Annotated in this window: 9 protein-coding genes; 3 read left to right on the top strand and 6 right to left on the bottom strand. The window is 60.7% G+C overall.

What is annotated here, in order from left to right:
• Positions 1-29 precede the first annotated feature (29 nt).
• The gene (locus CQ041_RS11080) at positions 30-2069 is read right to left on the bottom strand and encodes an NADPH-dependent 2,4-dienoyl-CoA reductase (protein ID WP_105522695.1); all 2040 of its coding nucleotides are present in this window, start codon (positions 2067-2069) and stop codon (positions 30-32) included.
• A 212-nt stretch (positions 2070-2281) separates the two neighbouring features.
• Here CQ041_RS11080 and CQ041_RS11085 point away from each other — a divergent pair, with 212 nt between their 5' ends.
• Positions 2282-3412, top strand: a complete 1131-nt coding sequence (locus tag CQ041_RS11085; RefSeq protein WP_105522694.1) for a carbon-nitrogen hydrolase family protein — start codon at positions 2282-2284, stop codon at positions 3410-3412.
• Positions 3409-4443 carry an AraC family transcriptional regulator gene (locus CQ041_RS11090; protein ID WP_105522693.1) on the top strand — a complete coding sequence of 345 codons (1035 nt, stop codon included), beginning with the start codon at positions 3409-3411 and terminating at the stop codon, positions 4441-4443. Before CQ041_RS11085 ends, CQ041_RS11090 begins: the two co-directional genes overlap by 4 nt.
• A gap of 269 nt (positions 4444-4712) precedes the next feature.
• Here the strand turns inward: CQ041_RS11090 and CQ041_RS11095 are convergent, their stop codons facing one another.
• Both CQ041_RS11095 and CQ041_RS11100 read right to left on the bottom strand, forming a co-directional pair.
• Positions 4713-5486, bottom strand: a complete 774-nt coding sequence (locus CQ041_RS11095; RefSeq protein ID WP_105522692.1) for a DUF2242 domain-containing protein — start codon at positions 5484-5486, stop codon at positions 4713-4715.
• 89 nt (positions 5487-5575) lie between these two features.
• Complete coding sequence (locus CQ041_RS11100) at positions 5576-6475, bottom strand: LysR substrate-binding domain-containing protein (protein WP_105522691.1); 900 nt, start codon at positions 6473-6475, stop codon at positions 5576-5578.
• A gap of 117 nt (positions 6476-6592) precedes the next feature.
• Between CQ041_RS11100 and CQ041_RS11105 the strand changes: the two genes are divergently transcribed.
• Complete coding sequence (locus CQ041_RS11105) at positions 6593-7738, top strand: MFS transporter (protein ID WP_105522690.1); 1146 nt, start codon at positions 6593-6595, stop codon at positions 7736-7738.
• 51 nt (positions 7739-7789) lie between these two features.
• Here CQ041_RS11105 and CQ041_RS11110 read toward each other — a convergent pair whose 3' ends face one another.
• The 3 genes from CQ041_RS11110 to lon form a co-directional block, all read right to left on the bottom strand.
• Positions 7790-9664 (bottom strand): SurA N-terminal domain-containing protein, encoded by a 1875-nt coding sequence (locus CQ041_RS11110; protein WP_105522689.1) that lies wholly within the window; start codon positions 9662-9664, stop codon positions 7790-7792.
• A gap of 230 nt (positions 9665-9894) precedes the next feature.
• The gene (locus CQ041_RS11115) at positions 9895-10167 is read right to left on the bottom strand and encodes an HU family DNA-binding protein (RefSeq protein ID WP_003174819.1); all 273 of its coding nucleotides are present in this window, start codon (positions 10165-10167) and stop codon (positions 9895-9897) included.
• A 149-nt stretch (positions 10168-10316) separates the two neighbouring features.
• On the bottom strand, positions 10317-12713 hold the full coding sequence (gene lon / locus CQ041_RS11120; RefSeq protein WP_105522688.1) for an endopeptidase La: 2397 nt from the start codon (positions 12711-12713) through the stop codon (positions 10317-10319).
• Positions 12714-12818: the final 105 nt, after the last annotated feature.

Here is a 12818-nt window from a genome sequence, read left to right on the forward strand (position 1 = left end):
GCATGCAAAGGCGCGCAGTGTATGTCGCCTTACAGCTCGGCGGCCAGTCGCGAGCCCTGATTGATGGCGCGTTTGGCATCCAACTCGGCCGCCACATCGGCGCCGCCAATCAGGTGCACGTTCTGCCCCGCTGCCACCAGGCCATCGTGCAGTTCGCGCAGTGGGTCCTGGCCGGCGCAGATGACGATGTTGTCCACCGCCAGCACCTGGGGCTCACCCTCGGCACCGATGCGGATGTGCAGGCCCTCGTCGTCGATTTTCAGGTACTCGACGCTGTTGAGCATCTGCACCTGCTTGTTCTTCAAACCGGTGCGGTGGATCCAACCGGTGGTCTTGCCCAGGCCGTCACCAACCTTCGACGCCTTGCGTTGCAGCAGGAACACTTCACGCGCCGGTGCATGCACCTGGGCTTTCACCCCGGCCACGCCGCCTCGTGCCTGCAATCGAGTGTCGATGCCCCACTCCTTCCAGAAAGCTTCGCGGTCCAGGCTGGTAGACACGCCCTGGTGCACAAGAAATTCCGACACGTCGAAACCGATGCCGCCCGCGCCGATTACCGCCACGCGCTTGCCCACCGGCTTGCGTTCGAGAATCACATCCAGGTAACTCAGCACCTTGGCATGCTCCACCCCTGGAATCGCCGGTGTACGCGGTGCGATGCCAGTGGCCAGGATGACCTCGTCGTAGCCGCCGGCCTTCAGTTGTTCCACGTCCACCCGCGTGTCGAGGCACAGCTCCACGTGGGTGGTCTGCAACTTGCGCTTGAAATAGCGCAGGGTTTCGAAGAATTCTTCCTTGCCCGGCACACGCTTGGCGATGTTGAACTGGCCGCCGATTTCGCTGGCGGAATCAAACAGCGTCACCTGGTGGCCACGCTCGGCGGCGACCGTCGCCGCCGCCAGACCCGCCGGGCCGGCGCCGACTACGGCGATCTTCTTGATCTGCTGCACCGGCAGGTAATTCAGCTCCGTCTCGTAGCACGCCCGCGGGTTGACCAGGCAGGTGGTGAGCTTGCCGCCGAAGGTGTGGTCCAGGCAGGCCTGGTTGCAGCCGATGCAGGTGTTGATCTCATCGGCACGCCCGGCAGCCGCCTTGTTGACGAACTCCGGGTCGGCCAGGAACGGCCGCGCCATCGACACCATGTCCGCATCGCCTTCGGCGAGGATCTGCTCGGCGATCTCCGGGGTGTTGATGCGGTTGGTGGTGATCAGCGGAATCTGCACCGCGCCGCGCAGCTTGGCGGTGACCTTGCTGAAGGCACCGCGTGGCACTTTGGTGGCGATGGTCGGGATGCGCGCTTCGTGCCAGCCGATGCCAGTGTTGATGATCGTCGCACCGGCCTGCTCGATGGCCTTGGCCAGCTGCACGATTTCTTCCCAGGTGCTGCCGCCTTCCACCAGGTCGAGCATCGACAGGCGGAAGATGATGATGAAATTCGGGCCTACGGCATCACGCACCCGGCGCACGATTTCCACGGGCAGACGCATGCGATTTTCATAGCTGCCACCCCAACGGTCGGTGCGATGGTTGGTATGCGCGGCAAGGAACTGATTAATGAAGTAGCCTTCGGAACCCATGATTTCAACGCCGTCATACTCGGCGACCTGGGCGAGCAGCGAGCAGGTGATGAAGTCCTGGATCTGCTTCTCGATGCCTTCTTCGTCCAGCTCCTTGGGTTTGAATGGGTTGATTGGCGCCTGGATCGCGCTCGGTGCCACCTGCTTGGGGCTGTAGGCGTAACGACCGGCATGCAGGATCTGCATGCAGATCTTGCCACCCGCGGCGTGCACGGCCTGGGTCACGATCCTGTGCTTCTGCGCTTCTTCGTCAGTGGTCAGCTTGGCCGCGCCGGCATACACGCCACCCTCATCGTTGGGGCCAATGCCGCCGGTGACCATCAGGCCCACGCCGCCACGGGCACGCTCGGCAAAGTAGGCAGCCATGCGCTCGAAACCGCCGGGTTTCTCTTCCAGGCCGGTGTGCATCGAACCCATCAGGGTGCGGTTGCGCAAGGTGGTGAAACCCAGGTCCAACGGGGCCAGCAAATGCGGGTAAGAAGCAGCGGTCATGGTACAGCTCCACAACGGATCATCACGGGACGTGGCGCGCTCGAACGGCATGCCATCGGTTTATGTCCCACAGACTAAAAGGCACCGGGAATGCGCTCAATGACCGAAACTCACAAGTTATTGATCCAAATGCACACTGCCCCTTGGCAAGCCGACGCAGGCCCCCTACCCTAGTCGGCGAACCCAGCACCCGGTCTGTTGTCTGTAGCCCCATGCGTAAAATCCTAGCGTTCACCTTTGTCATGGCCCTGGTTGCCGCCCTTTCCTCTTACCTGGTCTGGACCGAGCAGCGCCCCGTGGCGCATTACTTGTCCGACCTGCGCGTCACCCTCGCCGTCAACGAGGGCGAGCCCGCCGATCGCGGCAACCTGCTGGGCATCCAGCCTGAACTGTTCCCCGCCGATTACCAGAGCCTGGAACGCCTGCACCTGAAGCTTGCGGCCTACCTGCAAAACGCCCGGGACCAAGGGCTGGTCAACGACAAGACCGTCGTGGTGCTGCCGGAACACATTGGCACCTGGCTGATGCTCAAGGGTGAAAAAAACGAGGTCTACCAGGCCCTGCACGCCAAGGAAGCGATGAATTGGCTGTCGGCCAGCAACCCGTTCCTGTTCGCCCGCGCCTGGATCAGCGCAACCGGCGACAATCGCACCGAAGATGCCTACCTGCGCATGAAAGCCGCCGCCATGGCCCGCGACTACCAGGCGCTGTTTGGTGGGCTGGCGAAAGAGTTTGGCGTCACCCTGGTGGCCGGTTCCATTACCCTGCCCAACCCAAGGGTGGAGCAGGAGCAATTGGTGATCGGTCAGGGTGCGCTGTACAACGCGAGCCTGGTGTTCAACCCCAACGGTTTGCCGGTAGGCCAGCCGCAGCGTCAGCTCTACCCTATCTACGATGAGCGCGGATTTATCGAGCCGGGTGATGAAAACATCGTCAACGTGGTCGACACGCCGGCCGGTCGCCTCGGTGTGCTGGTGGGCAGTGACAGCTGGTACCCGGATAACTATCGCAAGCTCAACGCGCAGGGCGCGCAATTGATCGCGGTACCGGCGTTCGTCCTCGGGCGCGACACGTGGGACCGGCCATGGCGGGGGTTCAAGAGCGTGTCGACTCCGCCGGAAATCAGCCTAAAGCCTGAGGAACTCAGCGAAGGTGAAGCCTGGCGCCGCCTCACGCTGATCAGCCAGCAGCCCGTCAGCCAGGCAACCGCGGGCATGAGTGTGTTCCTGCGCGGGCAATTCTGGGACCTGGGCACGGCCGGGCACAGCTTTCTCAGCAACAACGGCCACGTCAACGCCGACGGTGAATCCCGTGGCGCGCGCTTGTTGAATGTCTGGCTGTGAAGCCCGTCCGGCTGGGGGACCTGTCGGTGGGCTTCGTGCACACCCTGGCGGATGCTGTCCAAAGCCACGGCCAGGATCCCCAACCGCTGCTGCTGCAATACGGCCTTGACCCCGCGCGACTCGCCGAAGCCGGTGCGCGCTTGTCGATCCCGCGCTATATGCGCCTGGGCCATGCCGCCATCCAGCTTACCGGTGACGCGGGCCTGGGCCTGCGCATGGGCCAGCTCAGCCGCCTGAGCCAGGCCGGCCTGGCCGGTGTCACCGCCGCCCAGGCGCCGAATGTGCGTGAAGCGGCCCGCACGCTGACCCGCTTTGAAGCGCTGTATGGCACCAACTACCGCGGGCAATCGAGCTTTCACGAAGATGCCGAGGGCGCCTGGCTACGCTTCTATTCCATCAGCCCGTATAACGCCTATAACCGCTTTGTGGTGGACTCGATCATCGCCGGCTGGCTGTTTCAGTTGTCGGGATTGGTGCAGCAGCCGGTGCACGCGCAACGCATCGAAATCGAATTCGAGGCGCCGGACTACAGCGAACAGTACGCCCTGCTGGGTGACGGACCGATTCAGTTCGGCGCCGAGTCCAACCAACTGCGCCTGAGCCAGCACACGTTGGCGCTGCGTAACCCGCAGCACTGCCCCAGCACCTGGAACCTGTTGTTACAGCTTTGTGAGCGGGAGTTGGAGCAATTGACCCGCACTCGCAGCCTGCGCGAGCGCATTACCAGGTTGCTCGGGCCGATGCTCAATGGCGGCCGGGAACCCGACCTGGAGGAAGTGGCGGCACGCTTGAAGCTGCCTACCTGGACACTGCGCCGCAAACTGACCGAAGAAGGCACCCAGTTTCGCGCCATTCTCAACGACACCCGCCGCGACCTGGCAATGACCTACATTCGCGACACGGAACTGGCATTCGGCGAGATCGCCTACTTGCTCGGCTTTGCCTCGGCCCAGGCGTTTCAACGGGCCTTCCGGCGGTGGAACAACCAGACTCCAGGGGAATTTCGCCGCAGTCAGCGGCATTCCGCCTGAAGCCGGTCTTACAGCTCTGTCGCGTCGTCTGCAGGTTCCAGCGGGTCCAACTCAATCGCGTGGTACTCGAGCAGTTCTTCCTGATAATCGTCCATCGTGATCTCCCTTTTAATCCATAGCGGTTACAGGTAATGACCTGTATCGCCAGCCTAAAGTGCCGTCATGACGAAAATATGTCTGCGCCATGACGTTCCCGCACTTCATGATTAAACGTAGCAGGGTTGGGCGAATTTATCCGAGCGAGCCAACGCAGTCCTGCAGGGGCTGGCTTACTGCGCCGGCGTCGGCAATGGCGGTATCGCTTCCGTCGGTGCCGGGAGTTCAGGATTGCTGGTCGCCGGTGCGGGTTCGGCTTGCGGGGCTATCGGTGCGGCTTCGGCAGGCGGCGCCACCGGCTCTGCAGCAGCAGGCTCTTCCTTCGGTGCTGCGACCGGCTCGACAAGCGGCGCGGCCTTCGGCTCCGGAACGCCCAGGTCAGCCTTCGGCGCTTCGGGAATATGCTCGGCCTTCTTCACTTCCTGTGGCAGGAACACGTCGACCAACGCGAAGTAACGGTCGTAGAACTTCGGCGCCGAAACGGTCTCGCTCGCCACCTTGACCATCGAATCATCGGTGGAGCCAATCGGCATCGACACCGAACCCAGCACGCCGACACCCAGGCTCGCAGAGTTATTGACCTTCTTCAACGCATAGCGATCCTGCAAGGCGTTGGCGAACATCGTCGAGTGGTTGGTGCCTTTGCCATCATCGGCACACACCACGCTGAAGCTGATCTGCAAATGGCTCTCGCCGGTCTGCTGGAAGCTCTTGTTACCGGCCACCAGTTTCGGGTCGTTACTGGTGATGATGTAGCCCTGGCTCAGCAAGGCACGGCGCGCGGCTTCGCACGCGGCCACGTCACTGACGGGATAACCCCGGGAGAACGTGCCGGAATCGTCGAAATTTTCATGTTCGTAAATAGCGGTCTTGGGTGACGAGCAGCCCGCGGCGCCCGCCAACACCAGCGCCAGCCCGAGGCAACGCAAGTGAAATGATGTCGACATTGAAAATCCTGAGGAAAACAGTCCGGGCGGTATTGTGCAACAGAACGTAGCCTTGGCGCGCGCATTCCTGTCGGTAAAACGTCACAGGATCAAGCCACGGAGGAAGTGGGAAATAGCCGAGCGCACATGTGGTCAATGAACACGCGCAATTTGGCTGAGGCATGGCGACTTGATGGCCATAACATCCAGAAACTGCCTTGGTGTTCGAGGTGGTCATCCAGCACCCGTTGCAGACGCCCTTCGCCGACCGCCTGGTTGACCATATAGTCCGGCAGGCAGGCAATGCCCAGCCCTTCGTTCACCACATGGTAAAGCGACTCGATGGTGGTGCTCACCAAAGGGCTGCGCAACGTGGGCTCAGCCGCACCGGATTCCAGGCGCAACGGCCAGGCTTCAAGCTTGCCGGTGGCGCAGAACTTGTGGCGAAGGCAGGCGTGATCACTCAACTGCGCAGTTTCCCGCGGGATGCCGTGCAGGGAAAAATACGCGGGCGTGCCGACGATCACCAAGTGGTAATGCCCCAGGTGTCGGGCCATAAGGCGCGAATCTTCCGGCTTGCCGGTGCGAATCACCGCGTCGAAGCCTTCTTCGATGACGTCCACCATGCGGTCGGAAAAATCCACGTCCAGTTCGATCTGCGGATAAGCCCGCATAAAGTCACTGAGTACCGGCATCAACAAGCCGCGCACCTGCGGCACGCTGATGCGTAATTTGCCGCGAGGTGTGGCGCTGGCGTCGGTGAGCTCACGCTCGGCCGCTTCGACCTCGGCAAGGATGCGCCGGGAGCGCTCGAGAAACAGCGCACCTTCGCCGGTCAGCGTGATGCTGCGGGTGCTGCGATGAAACAGCCGCACACCCAGGCGCTCTTCCATGCGCGCGACGCTTTTGCCCACCGCCGATGACGACACGCCCAACACACGAGCGGCCGCCGTAAAGCTGCGGGTTTCCGCGACCTGCACGAAGACCGATAGGCTACCGAGGCTGTCCATGATCCATTCCTCAATGATTGCGGACTCCAATGTCCGATAAGTTCGGAACCTTAGCCTGTTTTTCCACTGATCACAGCCCCCTACTCTGCCCGTACCCTTTTACATGGACAGAGCGTCATGACTTCACTTGCAACCACCTCCCGGGAAACGTTGCCCCTGGGCGGGCTGTTGGCACTGGCGTGTGCCGGTTTTATCACCATCCTCACCGAGGCCATGCCCGCCGGCCTGTTGCCGCAAATGGGCACGGGCCTGGGTGTGTCGCCCGCACTGGTGGGCCAACTGGTCACCGTGTATGCCCTGGGATCACTGCTGGCCGCCATCCCGTTGACCTTGTTGACACGTGGCTGGCGACGGCGACCCCTGCTGTTGCTGGCCATCGGCGGCTTTGCACTGGTCAACAGTGTGACGGCCCTGTCCAGCCACTACGGCCTGACCCTGGTGGCGCGTTTTTTTGCCGGTGTGTTCGCCGGTTTGCTGTGGGCGCTGCTGGCCGGGTATGCCAGCCGGATGGTTGCACCGCACTTGCAGGGTCGGGCGATTGCGGTGGCCATGCTGGGTGCGCCGCTGGCGTTGTCCCTGGGCGTGCCGGCAGGCACCTGGCTGGGCACAGTGGTGGGTTGGCGCCTGAGCTTTGCGATCATGAGCGGCCTGACCCTGGTGCTGCTGGTGTGGGCGCGCTGGCAACTGCCGGACTTTGCCGGCCTGCCCGCGCAGCAGCGACTGGCACTGCGGCAGGTGCTGACCTTGCCAGGCATCCGTCCGGTGCTATGGGTCACGTTTACCTACGTGCTGGCCCACAACATTCTCTACACCTACATCGCCCCGCTGTTGGCGCCAGCTGGAATCGCAGCCCAGATCGACCGGATATTGCTGGTGTTCGGTCTCGCTGCCCTGTTGAGCATTTGGCTGGCCGGTGTGTGGATCGACCGCTGGCTGCGTACCTTGCTGCTGATCAGTTGCGCATTGTTTGGCCTGATTGCGCTGGCGCTGGCGTTGTGGATCACCTCGCCGACCGTGATCTACATCGCCGTGGCGTGCTGGGGCCTGGCGTTCGGCGGCCTGCCGGCGTTGCTGCAAACCGCGTTGGCCAAGTCGGCAGGTGCGTCGGCGGATGCCGCGCAATCGATGCTGGTAACGGTATGGAACCTGGGGATTGCCGGGGGTGGGTTGGCGGGCGGCGTGTTGTTACAGAATTGGGGCGTAACAGCATTCCCCTGGACGGTCGTCCTGCTGATGTTGCTGGCCGTGGTCAAACGCCCATAAAAAAACGCCCCCGGTCTTTTCAGGCCGAGGGCGTTTTTATTCAGGGCTACATCAGAACTTCTTGATGTCAGCCTTGGCTTCCAACTGCTTGCGGTACGCCGCGAAGTCCTGCTGGCCCACACGGGAAGCGAGGAAGCGGCGGTATTGCGCCTTTTCATCGTCCGTCGGGGCTGCCGCTTCGTTGACACCGTTCAAGCGCACGATCATCAGGCTACCGTCAGCCAGGGTCACGGTGGTGAAGGTCGGCTTGTCCTTGGCCGCAGGCTTGGGCATGCGGAACACGGCTTGCAGCACCGCAGGATCAATCGACTCCTGACCACGGGTCGCCGCTTCAGTCACCTTCCACGCCTGGCCGTCGACCGGCTGGTTCAGCGCAGACTTGCCATCACGCAGGCTGGCGATCAGCTCGTCAGCGTGGGTCTTGGCTGCTGCACTGGCGCGTTCCTTGGTCAACTGGGCACGAATCGCCACTGCAACGCTTTCCAGCGGCAATTGCGAAGGCTTCAGATGCTCCTTGGCTCGCAGCACGATGATGGTTTCCGGGTCCAGCTCGATGGCCGAACTGTTGGCACCTTCATCCAGCACTTCCGGGCTGAACGCTGCAGTGACCACGGCACGGTTGGCCGCAACACCTTCGCCACCTTCACGGCCAAACGGCGCGGAGGTGTGAACGGTCAGCTTGAGGTCGGACGCTGGCTGAGCCAGGTCGGAGGCTTCGAATGCCGCGTCTTCCAATTGCTTGGTCGCCTCGACAAAACGCTGCTCGACCTGCTGGGTCTTGAGCTCTTTGGTAAGCTTGTCTTTGAGGCTGGCAAAGGTCGGCACTTGCGGTGCTTCAACGCCCAACAGCTTGATCAGGTGCCAGCCGAAGGTGCTGCGCACCGGCGCCGAGACCTGGTCCTTGTTCAGCGCGTACAACGCAGTTTCGAAGTCCGGATCGTAGACGCCAGGACCGGCGAAACCGAGGTCGCCGCCGGTGTTGGCCGAACCTGGATCCTGGGAGAACTCCTTGGCCAGGGCTTCGAACTTCTCACCTTTGGCCAGGCGTGCCTGGATGTCTTCGATCTTGGCCTTGGCTTGCGCGTCGGTGACCTTGTCGTTGACTTCAATCAGGATATGCGCGGCACGACGCTGTTCAGCGAGGTTGGCGGTTTCTTTCTGATAGGCAGCCTGCAGCTCTTCATCCTTGACACTGACCTGGTCGAAGAACGACGACTTCTTCAATTCCAGGTAGTCGATAACGACCTGGTCCGGGGTCATGAACTCTTTGGCGTGCTGGTCATAGTAGGCCTTGACCTCGTCGTCGGTGATTTTCACCGCCGCTGGGTTGGCCTTGATGTTGACGGTGGCGAAATCGCGGGTCTGTTTTTCCAGACGGGCGAATGCCAGCACCTCGGCATCGGTGACGAAACCGCTGCCAGCGATACCCGCACGGACCTGACCGATGAGCATTTCCTGGGTCATCATCTGACGGAATTGCAGACGGCTGTAGCCCAGCTGACGGATCACCTGGTCGAAGCGTTCAGCGTTGAACTGGCCATCCACCTGGAATTCGGGCGTCTGCAGGATCACTTGGTCCAGTGCCGCTTCAGAGAAGCCGAACTTGGAATCAGCAGCGCCTTGCAGCAGCAGCTTGCGATCGATCAGACCCTTGAGGGCCGCATCGCGCAGCAGTTTTTCGTCCAGCAGGGAGGCATCGAAATCCTTGCCCAGCTGTTGCATCAACTGGCGACGTTGCATGTCGACGGCCTGGCTCAACTCGGTCTGGGTGATTTCTTCACCGTTGACCTTGGCTACGTCCTGCTTGTTGTTACCCGAGGCCTGGAAAATGGCTTCGATACCGGTAAACGCCATCAACGCGACGATGATCCCGATAATGGTCTTGGCAATCCAGCCTTGTGAATTGTCCCTGATATTTTGCAGCATGCGTCCCCCAGAAACGGTTGAACTTCAAGAATGGGCAACCGTGGAGCGTGGGTAGAGTACGGATATAAGAAAGGCGCATCCAAGGATGCGCCTTCTCGCAACTGGCGGAGCGGACGAGGGCTTGGATTCTCCCCCCGGCGTGGCGACCCGATAAATACGTAGGTCAACTGCCGCTCCGCTGCCAGGTCGAACCTGCGTTCGACCCGGGTAGGTAAAGGCTGGATCGAAGCTTAGTTAACGGCTTCTTTCAGGGCTTTACCGGCTTTGAAACCTGGTTTCTTGGCAGCAGCGATTTGCAGTGCTTTGCCAGTCTGTGGGTTACGGCCAGTGCGAGCTGGGCGGTCAGTCACAGAGAACGTACCGAAGCCTACCAGTACAACGGAGTCGCCGGCCTTCAGAGCGCCAGTGACGGATTCGATTACTGCATCCAGCGCACGGCCAGCAGCAGCTTTCGGGATATCAGCGGATGCAGCGATAGCATCAATCAGTTCCGACTTGTTCACTCTAAGTCCCCTTATATATCTATTGAGTATGATTCTAAGTTTTTTGGTAAACAGCAAAAACCAGTGCTGAATGGCCTACAGACACTTAAGAGCCGCTTTATAACAAGGGCTCTAAAAAGCTGTCAAGGAAGCCTCCAGGCTTAATCGCATTAATGCGTGCTAATTCTTTCCTTGGAATCAGACTCGCGTTTTTCGTCCTTGGCAACTATCTCCGGAGCCACATCGGGCAAGGGCTCCGGCGCGTATTGCAGCGCAATTTGCAGGACCTCGTCAATCCATTTAACCGGTTTAATCTGCAGATCCTGCTTGATGTTGTCAGGAATTTCCTTCAAGTCGCGAACATTCTCTTCCGGAATGATCACGGTCTTGATACCGCCACGGTGGGCAGCCAGCAATTTCTCTTTCAAACCACCAATGGCGAGTACCTGACCCCGCAGGGTGATTTCGCCGGTCATGGCCACGTCCGCACGCACCGGGATGCCGGTAAGCGCCGACACCAAGGCTGTGCACATGCCTACGCCAGCGCTAGGACCGTCTTTGGGCGTCGCACCTTCCGGCATGTGGATGTGGGTGTCGTGCTTCTCGTGGAAGTCCAGGGGAATCCCCAGGCTCTTGGCGCGGCTGCGCACCACGGTCTGCGCGGCGGTGATGGATTCGACCATCACGTCACCCAGGGAACCGGTCTTGATCAACTGGCCCTTGCCAGGAATCACAGCCGCTTCGATGGTCAACAGTTCGCCGCCCACTTGCGTCCACGCCAGGCCGGTCACCTGACCCACTTGATCCTGCTGCTCGGCCAGGCCGTAACGGAATTTGCGCACACCCAGGAAGTGCTCAAGGGAGTCGGCAGTGACCTTCACCGAGAAGCGTTTTTCGAGTGCGTGTTCCTTGACCGCCTTGCGGCAGATCTTCGCAATCTGGCGCTCCAGGCCCCGTACACCGGCCTCGCGGGTGTAGTAACGAATGATGTCGCGGATCGACTCGACCTCGAATTCGATCTCGCCCTTCTTCAGGCCATTGGCAGAAATCTGCTTGGGCGCGAGGTATTTGACGGCGATGTTGATCTTCTCGTCTTCGGTGTAACCCGGGAGACGAATCACCTCCATCCGGTCCAGCAACGCTGGCGGAATGTTCATGGAGTTGGAGGTGCACAGGAACATTACGTCGGACAGGTCGTAATCGACTTCCAGGTAATGGTCATTGAAATTGTGGTTCTGTTCGGGGTCGAGCACTTCCAGCAAAGCCGATGCCGGATCACCACGCATGTCGCTGCCCATCTTGTCGATCTCATCGAGCAGGAACAGCGGGTTGCGCACGCCGACTTTCGTCATCTTTTGAATCAATCTTCCGGGCATCGAACCGATGTACGTCCGGCGGTGACCACGAATTTCAGCCTCATCCCGAACGCCGCCGAGGGCCATGCGCACGAATTTGCGGTTGGTGGCGTTGGCAATGGACTCCGCCAGGGAGGTTTTACCCACGCCAGGCGGACCGACCAGGCACAACACCGGGCCACGAATTTTCTTCACGCGCTTTTGCACGGCGAGGTATTCGAGGATGCGCTCTTTGACTTCTTCAAGGCCATAGTGGTCGGCATCGAGGATGTCTTCCGCACGCGCCAGGTCCAGGCGCACTTTGGTCTGGGCCTTCCACGGCACCTGCACCAGCCAATCGATGTAGGAACGCACCACGGTGGCTTCTGCCGACATCGGCGACATTTGCTTGAGCTTGTTCAGCTCGGCCGTGGCTTTGGTCAGGGCATCTTTCGGCAGGCCGGCGGCATCGATGCGCTTTTTCAGCTCTTCGATTTCGTTGTGGCCTTCTTCGCTGTCGCCTAGCTCCTTCTGAATGGCCTTCATCTGCTCATTCAGGTAGTACTCGCGCTGGCTGCGCTCCATTTGCTTCTTGACGCGACCACGGATGCGCTTCTCGACCTGCAACAGGTCAATTTCGGCATCCAGCAGCGCCAGCACGTGTTCGACACGGGCGGACAGGTCGATGATTTCGAGGATGTCCTGCTTCTGCTCGATCTTCAGCGCCATGTGCGCGGCCATGGTGTCGACCAGACGGCCTGGCTCATCGATGCTATTGAGGGACGACAGGACTTCAGCCGGGACTTTCTTGCCCAACTGCACATACTGCTCGAACTGCGAGAGCAGGCTGCGTACAAAAACTTCGGACTCGCGCTCAGGGGCCTCGACTTCGTCGATCAGCGCCACTTCGGCGCGCAGGTGACCATCCACCTCCATGAAGCGTTCTACCGCACCACGCTGCTCGCCTTCCACCAGCACCTTGACGGTGCCATCAGGCAGCTTGAGCAATTGCAGGACAGTGGCAATGGTACCCACGCGATACAGGGCGTCTTCGCCCGGATCATCGTCGGCGGGGTTTCTCTGGGCCAACAGCAGGATTTGCTTGTCGCCCGTCATCGCGGCCTCGAGGGCTTCGATAGACTTCTCGCGCCCCACGAACAGCGGGATAACCATGTGCGGATAGACGACGACATCACGCAACGGCAGGAGAGGCAATTCGATGGTGGTCTTCATGATTTCGCCTCTATGACAGATGAAAAATAAGCTTGAAGCCAAGATGGGGGCTGCTTGCGAAAAAAACAAGCTTAATGCCAGCAGTTATACGCAGGAATCGCCCGG

It is taken from the genome of Pseudomonas sp. MYb60 (assembly GCF_002979555.1).
Taxonomy (GTDB): Bacteria; Pseudomonadota; Gammaproteobacteria; order Pseudomonadales; family Pseudomonadaceae; genus Aquipseudomonas.